16 protein-coding genes are annotated in these 15,831 nt (G+C 58.6%); 10 read left to right on the forward strand and 6 right to left on the reverse strand.

Features of this window, described 5'->3' with window-relative positions; all coding sequences use genetic code 11:
• Nucleotides 1-281: 281 nt before the first annotated feature.
• Together GHO42_RS24575 and GHO42_RS24580 are read right to left on the reverse strand one after the other, a co-directional pair.
• The gene (locus GHO42_RS24575; protein ID WP_153328849.1) at nucleotides 282-1,775 is read right to left on the reverse strand and encodes a CoA-acylating methylmalonate-semialdehyde dehydrogenase; all 1,494 of its coding nucleotides are present in this window, start codon (nucleotides 1,773-1,775) and stop codon (nucleotides 282-284) included.
• A gap of 81 nt (nucleotides 1,776-1,856) precedes the next feature.
• Nucleotides 1,857-3,206 carry an aspartate aminotransferase family protein gene (locus tag GHO42_RS24580; protein WP_095001079.1) on the reverse strand — a complete coding sequence of 450 codons (1,350 nt, stop codon included), beginning with the start codon at nucleotides 3,204-3,206 and terminating at the stop codon, nucleotides 1,857-1,859.
• A gap of 124 nt (nucleotides 3,207-3,330) precedes the next feature.
• On the opposite strand from GHO42_RS24580, the gene GHO42_RS24585 reads away from it, so the two are divergent.
• The 5 genes from GHO42_RS24585 (at nucleotide 3,331) to GHO42_RS24605 (ending at nucleotide 7,446) form a co-directional block, all read left to right on the forward strand.
• Nucleotides 3,331-4,251, forward strand: coding sequence for a LysR family transcriptional regulator (locus GHO42_RS24585; protein ID WP_095001078.1), 921 nt, complete (start codon nucleotides 3,331-3,333; stop codon nucleotides 4,249-4,251).
• Between the two features lie 42 nt (nucleotides 4,252-4,293).
• Entirely contained in the window at nucleotides 4,294-4,944 is a 651-nt protein-coding gene (locus tag GHO42_RS24590) for a TetR/AcrR family transcriptional regulator (protein ID WP_095019808.1), read from the forward strand.
• A 13-nt stretch (nucleotides 4,945-4,957) separates the two neighbouring features.
• Complete coding sequence (locus tag GHO42_RS24595; protein ID WP_095019807.1) at nucleotides 4,958-5,560, forward strand: YigZ family protein; 603 nt, start codon at nucleotides 4,958-4,960, stop codon at nucleotides 5,558-5,560.
• A gap of 157 nt (nucleotides 5,561-5,717) precedes the next feature.
• Complete coding sequence (locus GHO42_RS24600) at nucleotides 5,718-6,404, forward strand: SDR family oxidoreductase (protein WP_095001075.1); 687 nt, start codon at nucleotides 5,718-5,720, stop codon at nucleotides 6,402-6,404.
• Between the two features lie 88 nt (nucleotides 6,405-6,492).
• On the forward strand, nucleotides 6,493-7,446 hold the full coding sequence (locus tag GHO42_RS24605; RefSeq protein ID WP_016783589.1) for an adenosine deaminase: 954 nt from the start codon (nucleotides 6,493-6,495) through the stop codon (nucleotides 7,444-7,446).
• A 140-nt stretch (nucleotides 7,447-7,586) separates the two neighbouring features.
• Here GHO42_RS24605 and GHO42_RS24610 read toward each other — a convergent pair whose 3' ends face one another.
• Entirely contained in the window at nucleotides 7,587-8,504 is a 918-nt protein-coding gene (locus GHO42_RS24610; RefSeq protein WP_138738663.1) for a LysR family transcriptional regulator, read from the reverse strand.
• Between the two features lie 124 nt (nucleotides 8,505-8,628).
• Here GHO42_RS24610 and GHO42_RS24615 point away from each other — a divergent pair, with 124 nt between their 5' ends.
• Together GHO42_RS24615 and GHO42_RS25800 are read left to right on the forward strand one after the other, a co-directional pair.
• Entirely contained in the window at nucleotides 8,629-9,642 is a 1,014-nt protein-coding gene (locus tag GHO42_RS24615) for a zinc-binding alcohol dehydrogenase family protein (RefSeq protein ID WP_095024482.1), read from the forward strand.
• Nucleotides 9,643-9,766: 124 nt separating this feature from the next.
• Entirely contained in the window at nucleotides 9,767-9,937 is a 171-nt protein-coding gene (locus GHO42_RS25800) for a sensor domain-containing protein (RefSeq protein WP_130872246.1), read from the forward strand.
• Nucleotide 9,938: 1 nt separating this feature from the next.
• Here the strand turns inward: GHO42_RS25800 and GHO42_RS24620 are convergent, their stop codons facing one another.
• Nucleotides 9,939-11,135 (reverse strand): multidrug effflux MFS transporter, encoded by a 1,197-nt coding sequence (locus tag GHO42_RS24620; protein ID WP_153328847.1) that lies wholly within the window; start codon nucleotides 11,133-11,135, stop codon nucleotides 9,939-9,941.
• Nucleotides 11,136-11,411: 276 nt separating this feature from the next.
• Nucleotides 11,412-11,612: a heavy-metal-associated domain-containing protein gene (locus GHO42_RS24625; RefSeq protein ID WP_016783584.1), complete on the reverse strand. Its 201-nt coding sequence runs from the start codon at nucleotides 11,610-11,612 to the stop codon at nucleotides 11,412-11,414.
• Nucleotides 11,613-11,759: 147 nt separating this feature from the next.
• On the opposite strand from GHO42_RS24625, the gene GHO42_RS24630 reads away from it, so the two are divergent.
• The 3 genes from GHO42_RS24630 (at nucleotide 11,760) to cueR (ending at nucleotide 15,032) form a co-directional block, all read left to right on the forward strand.
• Nucleotides 11,760-12,140, forward strand: coding sequence for a hypothetical protein (locus tag GHO42_RS24630; RefSeq protein WP_016783583.1), 381 nt, complete (start codon nucleotides 11,760-11,762; stop codon nucleotides 12,138-12,140).
• A gap of 84 nt (nucleotides 12,141-12,224) precedes the next feature.
• Entirely contained in the window at nucleotides 12,225-14,612 is a 2,388-nt protein-coding gene (locus tag GHO42_RS24635) for a heavy metal translocating P-type ATPase (protein ID WP_153328845.1), read from the forward strand.
• Between the two features lie 9 nt (nucleotides 14,613-14,621).
• Nucleotides 14,622-15,032: a Cu(I)-responsive transcriptional regulator gene (gene cueR / locus GHO42_RS24640; protein ID WP_095025945.1), complete on the forward strand. Its 411-nt coding sequence runs from the start codon at nucleotides 14,622-14,624 to the stop codon at nucleotides 15,030-15,032.
• A gap of 124 nt (nucleotides 15,033-15,156) precedes the next feature.
• Here the strand turns inward: cueR and GHO42_RS24645 are convergent.
• Nucleotides 15,157-15,831: sulfite exporter TauE/SafE family protein (locus GHO42_RS24645; RefSeq protein ID WP_153384200.1), on the reverse strand; the 675-nt coding region annotated here is incomplete at its 5' end.

A 15,831-nucleotide genomic window follows, 5' to 3' on the forward strand; every position in this document is an offset into this window, starting at 1 on the left:
CGTTAGCGGGAGGCGAATTCTACAGCGTTACACGCTGCTGTCAACACCTCATTTCCTGCTTCGATGACTTGAAGCTGGCACTGCCAAAAACCATCCAACTCTTTGAAACTCAAGGAGTTTTCCGTTTCGACTGCGCCGGAAGAGGTGCGAATTATAGGCCGTTTGAACCTCGGGTCAAGCACTAGTTTCACACTTCTGTCATATAGCCTTGAAAGGGGCCTAAAAGCAGAGGCCAGCCTGACGGCTGGCCTCTTTTCTTCTATAGGCTGCTATCGCCTGCCTTACAGACTCGGAAAGGCAAACTGAGAGGCTTCATGGCTGGCACGTTGCGGCCAACGTTGTGTGATCGCCTTGCGACGCGTGTAAAAGCGCACGCCATCCGGGCCATAGGCATGCAGGTCACCAAACAGCGAACGTTTCCAGCCGCCGAAGCTGTGGTAGGCAACAGGTACTGGCAACGGTACGTTAACCCCCACCATACCCACTTCAATCTCGTCGCAGAACAAACGGGCCGCCTCTCCATCACGGGTGAAAATGCAGGTACCGTTACCGTACTCGTGATCATTGATCAGTTGCATGGCCTCTTCCAGGCTCTTGACCCGCACGATGCACAATACCGGCCCGAAGATCTCTTCTTTATAGATACGCATCTCAGGTGTCACGCGATCAAACAGGCAGCCCCCCAGGAAGAAGCCTTCTTCATGCCCCTTGATACTCAACCCGCGACCATCGACCACCAACTGCGCACCTGCTGTTACGCCATCATCGACATAGCCACTGACCTTGTCCCGCGCCTGACCGGTAACCAGGGGGCCCATGTCCAGACCGCACGAAGTCCCCGCACCAATTTTCAGCGCTTTGATTTGAGGAACCAGTTTGGCCACCAGGGCATCTGCCACCTGATCACCGACGCACACTGCAGCCGAGATGGCCATGCAACGCTCGCCGCACGAACCATACGCTGCGCCCATCAGTGCACTGACTGCGTTATCGAGATCCGCATCCGGCATCAACACTGCGTGGTTTTTCGCCCCACCCAGTGCCTGCACGCGCTTACCGCGTTTGGTGCCTTCGGCGTAGATGTACTCGGCGATCGGGGTCGAGCCAACAAAACTTAGCGCTTTCACTTCCGGCGCCTCGATCAGTGCATCAACAGCTGACTTGTCGCCGTGCACCACGTTCATAACCCCCTTGGGCAAACCAGCTTCTTGCAGCAGTTGAGCAATCAACAGTGTCGAGCTTGGATCACGCTCCGAGGGCTTAAGAATGAAACAGTTGCCGCACACGATCGCCAACGGGTACATCCACAACGGAACCATGGCCGGGAAGTTGAACGGTGTAATCCCTGCAACTACACCCAGTGGCTGGAAGTCCGACCAGGCATCAATATTCGGGCCTACGTTACGACTGTATTCGCCCTTCAAGATTTCCGGAGCCGAGCAAGCGTATTCGACGTTCTCGATCCCGCGCTTCAGTTCACCTGCAGCATCCTCCAGAGTCTTGCCATGCTCTTCGCTGATCAACTGCGAGATCCGCGCTTCGTTCTGCTCAAGCAACTGCTTGAAACGGAACATCACTTGGGCGCGCTTGGCAGGCGGGGTATTACGCCATGCCGGGAAGGCGGCCTTGGCTGCATCGATCGCCTGCTGGATTGTTTCACGGCTGGCCAGGGGAACCTGGTGGATCACTTTACCGGTGGACGGGTTATACACATCTGCGGTGCGCCCGGAATCGTTCAGCAACTCGCCATTGATCAGGTGTTGAATAGTGCTCATGGATGCTCCAGAAAGTTGTCCACAGGCGCGAACGCTGCGCGCCTGGGTGAATGCATTAAGTGTCGCTTCTATATAGAAGGATCAGTCGATCTGATTCAGCGCTTCGCCGACCGCATCGAACAAGCGATCCAGGTCTTGCGGCTTGCTGTTGAACGTTGGCCCGAACTGCAGGGTGTCGCCGCCGTAGCGCACGTAGAAACCGGCTTTCCACAGTTTCATCGCTGCATCGAACGGGCGCACAATTGCATCGCCATCACGCGGCGCAATCTGGATTGCACCCGCCAGGCCATAGTTGCGAATGTCGATGATGTTCTTCACGCCCTTCAAACCGTGCAATGCATTCTCAAAATGCGGTGCAACTTCAGCCACGCTCTGTACCAGGTTCTCTTTTTGCAATAGATCAAGCGCAGCAATACCCGCAGCACAGGCTACGGGGTGAGCCGAATAGGTATAGCCATGAGGGAATTCAACCGCGTACTCAGGCGTCGGCTGATTCATGAACGTGTGATAAATCTCGCTGGTAGCGATAACAGCCCCCATCGGAATCGCGCCATTGGTGACTTGTTTGGCAATACACATCAAGTCAGGTGTCACGCCGAAGCTGTCAGCACCAAACATTGAGCCTGTACGACCAAAGCCAGTGATCACTTCATCGAACACCAACAGGATATTGTGCTGGTCGCAGATTTCCCGCAGACGTTTCAGATAACCCTGAGGCGGAACCAATACCCCAGCCGAGCCTGCCATCGGTTCTACAAAAACGGCAGCAATGTTCGACGCATCGTGCAATTCGATCAGCTTGAGCAGTTCATCGGCCAGGGCAATCCCGCCCTGCTCGGGCATGCCGCGAGAAAATGCGTTGCTTGCCAACAGGGTGTGGGGCAGATGATCCACATCCATCATTGCCTGGCCAAACAGTTTGCGGTTGCCGTTCACCCCACCCAGGCTGGTGCCTGCAATGTTCACTCCATGGTAGCCGCGGGCACGGCCAATCATTTTGGTTTTGCTCGACTGGCCTTTTAGACGCCAGTAGGCACGCACCATCTTCACCGCCGTGTCGGCACACTCCGACCCCGAGTCGGTGAAGAACACGTGATTGAGGTTGCCCGGCGTCAACTCGGTGATTTTTTCTGCCAGCTTGAAAGACAGCGGATGGCCGTACTGGAACGCCGGCGAGTAATCGAGGGTGCCCAATTGTCTGGCCACGGCTTCCTGGATTTCAGTACGGGTATGCCCTGCGCCGCAGGTCCAAAGACCTGACAGCGAATCGTAAATCTGCCGACCCTTATCATCCGTCAGATAACTGCCCTTGGCCGCGACGATAAAGCGCGGATCGCGATGGAAGTTACGGTTGGCAGTGTAAGGCATCCAGTGAGCATCCAGCTTGAGCTGGCTGGTCAGGTTCAATTCGGCATTTTCGGGCATGTTCATCAGCAAAACCTCGCAAGGCAAAAGCGGCGTGGGATGTTGAAAGCGTTGTTGCGCCTAAATTGCCACGGCTATAAAGTCCATGAAATCCAACTCTTCTAACCTTTAGTCAGGCATACACTAAACTATGAGCAGCCGTCGCCCCGATGCACTGGCCCAGGTCAGCGACTTTGATATTCGACTCCTGCGTATTTTTCGCAGCGTCGTGGAGTGCGGCGGCTTTTCGGCAGCAGAGACGGTACTGGGCATTGGCCGTTCTGCCATCAGCCAGCAGATGAGCGATCTTGAACAGCGCCTGGGTTTACGCCTGTGCCAACGTGGGCGAGCGGGTTTTTCACTGACAGAGGAAGGTCGTGAGGTCTACCACTCTGCGCTGCAATTACTCGGCGCACTTGAGAGCTTTCGTACCGAGGTCAACGGCCTTCACCAGCATTTGCGCGGCGAACTGACCATTGGCCTGACCGATAACCTGGTCACCCTGCCCCATATGCGTATCACCCATGCACTGGCCCAACTCAAGGAGCGTGGGCCTGATGTACAGATTCATATCCGCATGATCTCGCCCCATGAAGTTGAACAGGGTGTGCTCGACGGCCGCCTGCATGTGGGTGTGGTGCCCCAGGCCAGCACATTGTCCGGGCTTGAGTACCAGCCGCTCTACAGTGAGCGTTCACTGTTGTATTGCGCCGTAGGCCATCCGCTGTTTTATGTCGACGACAGGCAATTGGAAGATGCACGGTTGAATGCGCAGGATGCCATTGCCCCCACCTTTCGCCTGCCCTCGGATATCCAGGCCCACTACCAGGCGCTCAATTGCACCGCCAGCGCGTCGGATCGCGAAGGCATGGCCTTTTTGATTTTGACCGGGCGCTATATCGGTTACCTGCCCGACCATTACGCCAGCCTGTGGGTTCAGCAGGGCCGCTTGCGGGCACTGAAGGCAAAAACACGTTTCTACGATTTGAGCCTGGCATCGGTGACACGTAAAGGCCGGCGCCCGCATCTGGTCCTGGAAAGTTTCCTTGAGAGCCTGGAAGCGACGCGTTAACGTGAAAAACTTCGCTACACAAACAGGTTGCCCGGAGCGCCCATGACCCTTGAAGTTCCTGCCCATGACGGCAAGCCTCCCAGCCGTATCCGGCAGAAAAACGAAGAGGCCATTCTCAAGGCCGCCGAAGATGAGTTTGCCCGTCACGGCTTCAGAGGCACCAGCATGAACGCCATCGCCCTGAGTGCCGGGCTGCCAAAGGCCAATCTGCATTATTACTTCACCAACAAGCTAAGCCTGTATATCGCAGTACTGAGCAATATCATCGAGCTATGGGACCGTACCTTCAACGTTTTGACCGCTGACGATGACCCGGCCCAGGCCCTGACTCAGTATATCCGCGCAAAAATGGAGTTTTCCCGGCGACAGCCCCAGGCTTCGCGAGTGTTTGCGATGGAAATCATCAGTGGCGGGGCCTGCCTGACCGAGTATTTCTCACAAGACTACAGAGCTTGGTTTCAAGGTCGTGCAGCTGTGTTCCAGGCCTGGATAGATGCAGGCAAGATGGACCCGGTCGACCCGGTCCATCTGATTTTCCTGCTATGGGGCAGCACCCAGCATTACGCCGACTTTTCGACACAGATTTGCCGCGTAACGGGGCGCAAGCACCTGACCAAACAGGATATGCATGCGGCCTGCGACAACCTGATCCGTATCATTCTCAAAGGCTGCGGCCTGACGCCCGCAGTCTAAGCCTGGAACCGACATGCCTTCGACCCTCACGGGGCTTTGCGAGTACCGCGAAGAAATCCGTAAAAGCCGCTTTATTACTTTTGCTGCCCCCATCACCAGCGCCCAGCAGGCCCTCGAATTTATCGAGCAACACAGCGACCTGAATGCCTCGCACAATTGCTGGGCGTGGAAACTTGGTGGGCAGTACCGCAGCAGTGATGATGGCGAACCTGGCGGCACCGCGGGCCGCCCGATACTCTCGGCCATTGAAGCGCAGGACTGCGATCAGGTCGCGGTGCTGGTTATCCGCTGGTATGGCGGCATTCAGCTGGGCACCGGCGGCCTGGCTCGGGCCTATGGCGGTGGCGCTAACAAATGCCTGCAAAACGCCGAAAAACTGCCGTTGGTCAGCCGTATAGCACTCAGTTGCTCTTGCAGTTTCAGCGAGCTGGCATTGGTCAAACTGCGCCTGGGTGAACTCAACGGCCTGATCACCGGCGAAGCCTTCACTGCCAATGGCGTTGACCTGCAACTGGCGCTGGTCGAAGAACAGATTGCTCCCGCGCGACAGCTTTTAGCGGACCTTAGCCGCGGCAGGATCCTGCTGCATCGTGACGCTGTCGAGCCAGCCCCATAAAAATGCTATTTTCCGACATCCATAGTTGCCCACAGTCACTGTGCACCCACCTGTGGATAACCTGAGCACATGCGGCCACAGCCCTTGTGTGCTGGGGGCTTGAAGCACTTGTACGATTTTTAACCAACTCATATCAACTTTGTAGAGGACGCTACTCATGACCGCAAAAAAAGCACTGATCATCGGAGCTTCACGTGGCCTGGGCCTGGGTCTGGTCAAGGAGTTGCTTGCCGATGGCTGGGACGTAACCGCCACTGTGCGCCACCCACAAAAAGCCGATGCCCTGAAGGCATTGGGGCCGGTGCGCATCGAACAACTGGACATGAACAATCAACAGGCGATCAAGGCATTGGGCAATACCTTGCACAATGAAGTCTTCGATCTGCTGTTTATCAATGCCGGGGTCAAAGGCCCGGACGACCAGCTGTCGGGCAATGCAACGCTGGCCGAGGTGGGGCAGCTGTTTTTCACCAACAGCGTGGCACCGATCAATGTGGCCCGGGAGTTTGTCAGCCGGATCCGTAAGGACAGTGGCGTACTGGCATTTATGAGCTCAGTACTCGGCAGTGTCACTCAACCTGATGCCCCCGAAATGGCCCTCTACAAGGCCAGCAAAGCGGCTCTCAACTCGATGACCAATACCTTTGTACTGTATGAACTGGGCGACAATAACCCGACTGTGCTGTCCATGCACCCGGGCTGGGTAAAAACCGATATGGGCGGCGAAGGCGCCGACATTGATGTCGAAACCAGCACCCGTGGCCTGGTGGCACAGGTCAAGGCATTTGCCGGAAAAGGCGGCCATCACTTTATCGACTACAAGGGCCAGACGATTCCCTGGTAGGCAGCCTGCGACAAATGGCGGGGGAATTGTGCCCCCTCCGACCTGTAGAATGTCGCCATCTGTACCCGATTTGATGAGAAAACCTTTTATGTATGACTGGCTGAACGCCCTGCCAAAAGCTGAACTGCACATGCATCTGGAGGGTTCCCTGGAACCCGAGTTGCTGTTTTCGCTGGCCGAGCGCAACAAGATCGCCCTGCCCTGGAACGACGTTGAAACCCTGCGCAAGGCGTATGCCTTCAACAACCTGCAAGAATTCCTCGATCTTTATTACAAAGGCGCCGACGTACTGCGTACCTCCCAGGACTTCTACGACCTGACCTGGGCCTACCTGTTGCGCTGTAAAGAACAGAACGTCATTCACACCGAACCCTTCTTCGACCCGCAAACCCACACCGATCGTGGCGTGCCGTTTGAAGTCGTGCTCAATGGCATTGCCAGCGCACTTAAAGATGGCGAGCAGCAACTGGGTATCACCAGCGGCCTGATCCTCAGCTTCCTGCGCCATTTGAGCGAAGAAGAAGCAGAAAAGACCCTCGATATGGCCCTGCCATTTCGCGATGCCTTTGTCGCCGTTGGCCTCGACAGTTCAGAAATGGGCCACCCACCGAGCAAGTTTGTGCGCGTATTCGACCGCGCCCGTGATGAAGGCTTCCTGACCGTTGCCCACGCGGGTGAAGAAGGCCCGCCGGAGTACATCTGGCAAGCCCTGGACTTGCTCAAGATCCAGCGTATCGACCATGGCGTGCGCGCCATTGAAGACGAACGTCTGATGCAACGCATCATCGACGAGCAGATCCCGTTGACCGTATGCCCGTTGTCCAACACCAAACTCTGTGTGTTTGATCACATGTCGCAACACAACATTCTCGACATGCTTGAGCGTGGCGTAAAAGTGACCGTCAACTCTGATGACCCGGCCTACTTTGGCGGTTATATGACTGAGAACTTCCACGCGCTATACACCGATCTGGGCATGACCCAGGACCAGGCCAAACGCCTGGCGCAAAACGGTCTGGATGCGCGGTTGGTCAAGCCGTAACACGCGGTCTCCCCTGTGGGAACGGGCTTGCCCACGATGGCATCAACTCGATCAGGCAGACACACCTGATTGTCAGCATCGCGCGCAAGCCCGCTCCCACAGACATTTGAAACTGCAACACCGTCACTACCACAGCAGTTTTACTGTTTCCCCGGGTACAACTTGCTCAACATCGCACAGCGCTCACTGAGCATGTCGCGCAAGAGCCGCACCGGTTTACTCAATTGCGCCCGGTGACCACACAGCAGATTCAGCGGCGCCCGCTCGCACATCAGCCCCGGCAGTAACACCTTGAGCCGCCCGCTCTGCACATCTCCCGCCACATCCAGCCACGACTTGTAGGCAATGCCCTGCCCGGCAACCGCCCACAAGCGCACCACGTCGGCATCATCGCTGAAACGATTGCCGCTTACCGTCAGCCCCAGTTCGCGCTTGCCGTCATTGAATTGCCAATGGTCGTGAACCCGCGTGCCGAGCATGTACAACAGGCAATTGTGTTGCAGCAACTGCTCAAGCTGACGCGGCTCGCCCTTGCGCGCCAGGTAGTCGGGGGACGCACACAGCACCCGGCGGTTACCCGGGGCCACCGGCAGTGCCACCAGGCTGGAGTCTTCCGGCTCGCCGTAACGCAAGGCGATATCCACAGGCTGGCGGAACAGGTCGGCAATCCGGTCACCCAATAACAGGCGCACGGTGAGTTGCGGATGCTCACGCTGGAACTCATCCAGCCAGGGCAGCAACAGATTACGGCCAAAGTCTGAAGGTGCCGACAGTTGCAACACTCCGCTAACCTGATCTTGCCCACGCGCCAACAAGCGTCGCCCCTCATCGAGGCTAGCGAGTGCCGTACGCGCATATTCAAGAAAGCCTTCGCCTTCGGCCGTCAGACGCAAACTTCGGGTTGAACGCGCCAGCAGGCGCGCGCCCAGTAGAGCTTCTATCCGTTTGAGAGCAGCGCTAGCCACCGCCGGGGACATATCCATCACCCGGGCCGCCGCAGACAAACTGCCCAAGTCAGCCGCGTGAACGAACAATTGCAGATCATCGAAACGCAGCATTCACAATCCACCCGACCATTATCAATAAAAAATTGAAAGAGACTGCTGTTTTAGCCGGTTTTATCGCGCGGTGAAATAGCCAATTATCACTGCCAGTTTCTTAATCATCTTCAGGACATGTCCCATGAAAGCTGTCGCCTACTACCACTCGTTACCGATTCAAGACCCGCTGGCCCTGCAAGATATCGAGTTGCCAGAGCCGGTGGCCGGCCCCCGGGATTTGCTGGTCGAGGTCAAAGCCATTTCCGTAAACCCGGTGGACACCAAAGTGCGCCAGAACGTGCAGCCCGAGGCCGACACTGCCAAGGTACTGGGCTGGGATGTGGCCGGTGTGGTCAAGGCCGTCGGCAGTGAAGTCAGCTTGTTCAAGGTCGGCGACAAGGTCTTTTACGCAGGCTCCATTGCCCGTGCCGGGGCCAACAGTGAACGTCATGTAGTGGATGAACGCATCGTCGGGCATATGCCCAAAAGCCTCGATTTCGCACAGGCCGCAGCGTTGCCGTTGACCGCCATCACTGCCTGGGAGTTGTTGTTTGAGCGCCTTGGCATCAACGAGGGCAAGACCGACGAGCAACAAAGCCTGCTGATCGTCGGCGCGGCGGGTGGTGTGGGTTCAATCCTGACGCAACTGGCCAGCCAACTGACTGCGCTCAAGGTGATTGGTAGCGCATCTCGCCCTGAAACCCAGACCTGGGTCCGTGAGCTGGGCGCCGATCTGGTTATCGACCACAGCCAGCCGCTGAGCGAAGAACTCAAGCGTCACGGCATCGACGCCGTCACCCATGTTGCCAGCCTGACCCAGACTGACCAGCATCTCGATCAGTTGGTAGAAGCACTGGCACCACAGGGCAAACTGGCGCTGATTGATGATCCCAAGGCGCTGGATATCACCAAACTCAAACGCAAGAGCCTGTCACTGCACTGGGAGTTCATGTACACCCGCTCGCTGTTCCAGACCCCGGACATGATCGAGCAACATCTCCTGCTCAATCGTGTCGCCGGGCTGATCGATGCGGGCACCCTGCGTACCACGGTCGGCGAGCACTTTGGCAGCATCAATGCCACCAACCTGCGCCGCGCCCATGCACTGCTGGAAAGCGGCAAGGCCAAGGGCAAGATTGTGCTCGAAGGCTTCTGAGAGGACGTCTGACGGGACCCATGTGGTCATTTTTTAACCGTCAGTCAGAGACTTGATTCCGGGCATTTTAATCAAAGTTTTTCGGCATACACTGGCCTCCTTTGCGAACCGAAGGAGGCCAGTCATGAAAATCCTGATAAAAGCGCTAGCAAGATCCCGCGACTGCAAATGGCAGGTGCAAATCGACCAGCAAGCCGTCAACTTTCGCAGCGAGGCCGAGGCCCGGGCCTTTGTCGACAAGCTGCAATCGCGCCTGCATGCCCCGCACCGCCTGCCCGAACGTTTGGCTGGCTGAATCAGACCGGCTGCCGAGCGGCGATCCGTGCGGTGTACAGGCGCCGGGTCGCCACTGCCAGGCCCACTGCCACAAGCCCGCACAGGGTGATGACCATCGCCATTGGCATTGCGCTGCCGTCGTGCAATACCCCCACCAGTGATGCCGCCCCCGCCGCCACGCTGAACTGCAAACAACCCAGCATCGCCGAGGCACTGCCGGCGCGCGCGCCCTGCCCGCTCATGGCGCAGGCCGAGGCATTGGGAATGATGCAGCCCAGGCTGGCAATGCAGATAAACAGCGGCACCAGCAGCGGCCACAGTTGTTCGGTATGCAAACTGCTGACGCCCAGCAAGGCCAGACCTGCCGCCAGATACACCCACACCATGCGCGACAGCAAAAAGGCCGGGCCACGCTTGGCCAGCAGGCGGGCGTTCAACTGCGCCACCAGGATAAAGCCGGCCGCGTTGGTGCCGAACAACCAGCCGTAATGCTCGGCAGGCACGCCATAGAGTTTGATAAATACGAAAGGTGAACCCGCGATGTAGGCAAACATCCCGGCCATTGCGATCCCCCCCGTCAGGGCATGGCCAAGGAACTCGCGATCCTTGAGCAACCGCCCGTACTGGCGCAATGCCCCCGACAGCGGCTGACGTGGCACGTTGGCCGGCAGGCTTTCAGGCAAGCCAAGCGCTACGGCCGTTGCCGCCAATGCGCTGAACACCGTCAACACCAGGAAAATCGATTGCCAGCCATACAGGTTGACCAGCAACCCACCCAACATCGGCGCCAGGATTGGCGCCAGGCCCATAACCAGCATCAATTGTGAAAACACTTTGGCCGACTGCACCGCGTCGCATTTGTCACTGACAATTGCCCGCGAAAGGACCATGCCCGCACAGCCGCCAAGGGCCTGGACAAACCGGGCACCAATCAGCCACTCCAGGGTCGGCGCAAAGGCGCATGCCAGTGACGCGACAGTGAATAGCCCGACGCCCACCAGCAGCGGCACGCGCCGGCCGAAGCGGTCCGCTACCGGGCCATAGGCCAGCTGACCGATGGACAGGCCCAGAAAGTACACGGCCAGCGTCAGTTGTATCTGGGTTTCGTCGGTTGCAAAGGCTTGTGCCATCGCCGGGAAGCCGGGCAGGTAAAAGTCGATCGCCAAAGGACCGAAGGCACTCAGGGCGCCAAGAATCAAGATTGTTCGAAGGTTCATCAGGTATCCAGGGATCAGGCTGCGGTTAGCGCAAGCTGACAGTTTAGCTGTGGTTATCGACCCTGAACATTAAGTTAGCGAGCTAGCTAATAAATCACCTTGAACCCGTCCTGAAACAACACCGCCGTAGCAGCTGCCGAGGAACGAGGCTGCGTTCGGCGGCGCAGCCGTCGTAAGTCTGACATTGCGGTGCGCCAGTCAGAGCTTGCTCTTAGCATTCACGACGACTACGTCGCCGGACGCAGCCTAGTTCCTCGGCAGCTGCTACATACAGGTTTAGTGCGCCGTGCGCGCCTCAAACCCGGCATTGGTGATCACGTCGATAATTTGCAACGGTGATACGTTGCTGTCCACCTTGACGGTTTTGCTCGCCAGGTCCACTTCAACCTTCGCGTCTTTATCCACCGTCTGCACTGCACGGGTCACCGCGCCGACACAGCCACCACAGGTCATACCGTCTACCTTGAACGTTTGCATGATTACGCCTCCTGTTTGAGATATGCCTACAGCTTCGACCTTGCCATCGTGGCAAGGTCAAGCCCGTTGTTTCACGCGCTGACTGGCAATCCATCCCGTGCTCGGCCAAGCTGCAAGCCTTGCGATTTGATAACAGGATACTTAGCCATGCGCTGGACCGCTTTGAGCCTAGTCAGCCTTTTGGGTCTTGCCAGTGTGCCGCTGTGGGCAAATGCCGATCAGGACTACGGAGTGCTGATCATTTCCCGCGAACGCCTTGAGGTGCCGACCAACTGCGAAGTGGGTGTGTACATCGACGACCAACTGGCCGGGCGATTGTTTCAGGAGCAGGCCCTGGCCTTTAACCTGCCGCCCGCCAGCGTCGATATCCGCCTCAAGCTGCTCCCCGGGCAAGCCCCCGGCTGCCTGCCCGGCATGCTGGTGCCGCCCGCGCAGCAGTTCACCCTGAAGGCCGGGGATGTGCGCAAATACCGCATCGCCCTGGGTAAACAGGGTATGTACCTCAAGCCCGCCAAACTGGAATATTGAGCGGCAAACAACGAACAGCAAGAAGCCTTGACCTTGCCATGGGGTCAAGGTCGATTCTATGGATAGATAACTTCTTGAGGAGGACTGCTCGTGCCCACCCAATTCGATCTGCCGATTGATGGCATGACCTGTGCCAGCTGTGCAGGGCGTGTGGAAAAATCCCTGGCCAAAGTGCCCGGTGTACGTTCGGTCAGCGTCAACCTGGCCACTGAACAGGCCCGTATCGAAGCGCCTGCCGAGAGCCTGCCGGCACTGGTCGAGGCTGTGCAACAGGCAGGCTATAGCGTGCCCGCCCACAGCCTGGAACTGGATATCAGTGGCATGACCTGCGCCTCGTGCGCAGGGCGCGTAGAAAAAGCCCTGGCCAAGGTGCCCGGGGTCAAGAGCGTCAGCGTCAACCTCGCCACCGAGCGGGCCCATGTCGAATTGCTCGGCCAGGTTGATCCGGGCCTGCTGATCAATGCGGTCACTCAGGCCGGCTATGGTGCCAGCCTGCACCAGAGCGAAAAAACCACCGAAGACGATCAGCAAAAACGCCTGCACCGTGAACGCTGGGCGCTGACCCTGGCTATCGTACTGGCGCTGCCGCTGGTGCTGCCGATGCTGCTTGCGCCTTTTGGCATCCATTGGATGCTGCCCGCCTGGGCCCAGTTTGTATTGGCGACCCCGGTGCAGTTTGTTCTGGGCGCGCGTTTTTATGTGGCCGCGTGGAAAGCCGTCAAGGCCGGCGCCGGCAATATGGACCTGCTGGTCGCCCTCGGCACCAGTGCCGGTTATGGCCTGAGCCTGTATGAATGGGCCATCGCCGAACCCGGCAGCATGCCCCATCTGTATTTCGAGGCCTCGGCGGTTGTGATCGCCCTGGTGCTGCTGGGCAAATATCTCGAAAGCCGTGCCAAGCGCCAGACTGCCAGCGCCATCCGCGCCCTTGAAGCCCTTCGCCCCGAACGCGCCTTGCGCATGGTCGACGGCCAGGAACAGGATGTCGCCATCAGTGATTTGCGTCTCAATGATCTGGTGCTGGTCAAACCCGGCGAGCGGTTCCCGGTGGATGGCGAAGTCGTCGAAGGCCAAAGCCATGCCGACGAGGCCCTGATCAGTGGCGAAAGCCTGCCGGTGCCGAAACAGCCTGGGGATAAAGTCACCGGCGGCGCCATCAACGGCGAAGGTCGCTTGATTATCAAGACCATGGCCCTGGGGACGGAGACCGTACTGGCGCGCATTATCCGCCTGGTAGAGGACGCGCAGTCCGCCAAGGCGCCGATCCAGAAACTGGTGGACAAGGTCAGCCAGGTATTTGTCCCGGTGGTGCTGCTGATCGCCCTTGCCACCCTGCTGGGCTGGTGGCTCTACGGCGCGCCGATTGAAACAGCATTGATCAATGCTGTCGCAGTACTGGTAATTGCCTGCCCTTGTGCCCTGGGCCTGGCGACCCCCACTGCAATCATGGCCGGCACCGGCGTTGCAGCCCGCCACGGGATTCTGATCAAGGACGCCGAAGCCCTCGAACGCGCCCACGAAGTCAGTGCCGTGGTTTTCGACAAAACCGGCACCCTGACTTCAGGCACGCCGCAAATTGCTCACTTCAGCGCACTCGATGGCGATGAAGCGCACTTGCTGCAAGCCGCCGGTGCCCTGCAGCGGGGCAGCGAACACCCGCTGGCCAAGGCCGTACTGGATGCTTGCGCGGCGCGTGATTTAAAAGTGCCGGACGTTACCGACAGCCAGTCGCTGACCGGCCGCGGTATTGCCGGCACCCTGGAAGGCCGTCGCCTGGCCCTGGGCAACCGACGCCTGCTGGAAGAAACCGGTCTCAATCCGGGCTCGCTCGCCGCATCGGCCAGCGCCTGGGAAACCGAAGGTCGCACGCTGTCCTGGCTGATCGAACAAAGCCCGCAGCCCCAAGTGCTGGGCCTGTTCGCCTTTGGTGACACACTCAAGCCCGGTGCCCAGTCAGCCATCGCCCAGCTCAATGCCCGTCATATCAGCAGCCACCTGTTGACCGGCGACAACCGCGGCAGTGCCAAAGTAGTGGCCGAGGCCCTGGGGATCAGCGATGTTCACGCCGAAGTGTTGCCCGCCGACAAGGCCGCGACCGTGGCCGAACTGAAAAAAACCGGTGTAGTGGCTATGGTCGGCGACGGTATCAACGACGCGCCGGCACTGGCCGCGGCCGATATCGGTATCGCCATGGGCGGTGGCACCGATGTGGCCATGCACGCAGCGGGCATCACCCTGATGCGCGGCGACCCGCGGTTGGTACCGGCAGCACTGGAGATCAGCCGCAAGACCTACGCCAAAATCCGGCAAAACCTGTTTTGGGCATTTATCTACAATGTGATCGGCATTCCGTTGGCTGCTTTCGGCTTTTTGAACCCTGTGCTGGCAGGCGCGGCCATGGCTTTTTCCAGTGTCAGCGTGGTCAGCAATGCGTTGCTGCTCAAATTCTGGAAGCCCAGGGATCTTGAATAAGGAGGCGTCATGAATATCGGCCAGGCCGCCAGACACAGCGGCTTGAGCGCCAAGATGATTCGTTATTACGAATCCATCGGTCTGCTCAAACCCGCGCAACGCAGTGACAGCGGCTACCGCCTTTACAGCGATGACGACCTGCATACCCTTGCGTTTATCAAACGCTCGCGGGACCTGGGGTTTTCGCTGGAAGAGGTCGGCAAGCTGCTGACCCTGTGGCAGGATCGCCAGCGCGCCAGCGGCGATGTGAAGGCACTGGCGCGCCAGCATATTGATGAGTTGAACCAGAAGATCGCCGAGCTGAGCAGCCTGCGCGACACCTTGCAGGATCTGGTCGAAAGCTGTCAGGGCGACCACCGCCCTGACTGCCCGATCCTAAAGGACCTGGAGTCAGGCCCATGCTGCACCGTAAAGATATGATCATCTGCATGATCTGCTGATAAACCTGTGGGAGCGGGCTTGCTCGCGATTCAGGCGCCAAGGTGTATCTGGCTGACCAAGGTGATGCCATCGCGAGCAAGCCCCGCTCCCACAGGAACGTTAATCAGAAAGCTGTCAGCAGCACTTTAGCCAGCATCAGCACGCCAATCACCGCACACAGCCCCGCGAATCCCTGCTGTAGCCACTGGGCCGAGACGTGCGGGGCAATCACCCGCCCGGCAATCATTCCGGCCAGGGTGGCGCCAATAAATATCACGCCTTCATTCGACAGGCTCACGCCCTGGCTCATCAGATTGCCCAAGGTGCCCAGCGATACCAGCGCCACCACCATCAAGGACGTGGACACCACGGCGTGGATACGCACGTCACTGAACTTGCGAAATGCCGGCACGATCAAGAACCCGCCGCCCACACTCAATAACCCCGTCAGCAACCCCGAGGTAGCACCAATGGATACCAGGGTCATGCTGCAGCGGGCATTCCAGGTCAGTCGCCCGGTTGCAGGGTTGAGCATGCAGTTTTTTTCCAGTACCCCCAGGCTGCCGTCATCGCGGGCATCCGCCCGGGCCTGCAGGAACATGCGCACTGAGACAAACATCATCACCGCGCTGAACATCAACACCAGCACCTTGGCCGGCATCAACCGGGCAAGGTGCAGCCCGATGGGCGAGGTGGTCGAGCCGACCAGCGCCATCAACGCCGCTGCCTTGTAGCGCACCAGCCCCTTGCGCAGGCCATCCAGCGCCCCCAGTGCCGCTGCCGTGCCTACGGACAGCAA

The organism is Pseudomonas sp. FSL R10-0056 (assembly GCF_009600105.1).
Lineage (GTDB): Bacteria > Pseudomonadota > Gammaproteobacteria > Pseudomonadales > Pseudomonadaceae > Aquipseudomonas > Aquipseudomonas bubulae.

What these genes read in the sequence shown, in the direction of transcription:
- GHO42_RS24575 (WP_153328849.1), bottom strand. Translation starts at nt 1,775, where the DNA reads ATGAGCACTATTCAACACCTGATCAATGGCGAGTTGCTGAACGATTCC.
- GHO42_RS24580 (WP_095001079.1), bottom strand. Translation starts at nt 3,206, where the DNA reads ATGAACATGCCCGAAAATGCCGAATTGAACCTGACCAGCCAGCTCAAG.
- GHO42_RS24585 (WP_095001078.1), top strand. Translation starts at nt 3,331, where the DNA reads ATGAGCAGCCGTCGCCCCGATGCACTGGCCCAGGTCAGCGACTTTGAT.
- GHO42_RS24590 (WP_095019808.1), top strand. Translation starts at nt 4,294, where the DNA reads ATGACCCTTGAAGTTCCTGCCCATGACGGCAAGCCTCCCAGCCGTATC.
- GHO42_RS24595 (WP_095019807.1), top strand. Translation starts at nt 4,958, where the DNA reads ATGCCTTCGACCCTCACGGGGCTTTGCGAGTACCGCGAAGAAATCCGT.
- GHO42_RS24600 (WP_095001075.1), top strand. Translation starts at nt 5,718, where the DNA reads ATGACCGCAAAAAAAGCACTGATCATCGGAGCTTCACGTGGCCTGGGC.
- GHO42_RS24605 (WP_016783589.1), top strand. Translation starts at nt 6,493, where the DNA reads ATGTATGACTGGCTGAACGCCCTGCCAAAAGCTGAACTGCACATGCAT.
- GHO42_RS24610 (WP_138738663.1), bottom strand. Translation starts at nt 8,504, where the DNA reads ATGCTGCGTTTCGATGATCTGCAATTGTTCGTTCACGCGGCTGACTTG.
- GHO42_RS24615 (WP_095024482.1), top strand. Translation starts at nt 8,629, where the DNA reads ATGAAAGCTGTCGCCTACTACCACTCGTTACCGATTCAAGACCCGCTG.
- GHO42_RS25800 (WP_130872246.1), top strand. Translation starts at nt 9,767, where the DNA reads ATGAAAATCCTGATAAAAGCGCTAGCAAGATCCCGCGACTGCAAATGG.
- GHO42_RS24620 (WP_153328847.1), bottom strand. Translation starts at nt 11,135, where the DNA reads ATGAACCTTCGAACAATCTTGATTCTTGGCGCCCTGAGTGCCTTCGGT.
- GHO42_RS24625 (WP_016783584.1), bottom strand. Translation starts at nt 11,612, where the DNA reads ATGCAAACGTTCAAGGTAGACGGTATGACCTGTGGTGGCTGTGTCGGC.
- GHO42_RS24630 (WP_016783583.1), top strand. Translation starts at nt 11,760, where the DNA reads ATGCGCTGGACCGCTTTGAGCCTAGTCAGCCTTTTGGGTCTTGCCAGT.
- cueR (WP_095025945.1), top strand. Translation starts at nt 14,622, where the DNA reads ATGAATATCGGCCAGGCCGCCAGACACAGCGGCTTGAGCGCCAAGATG.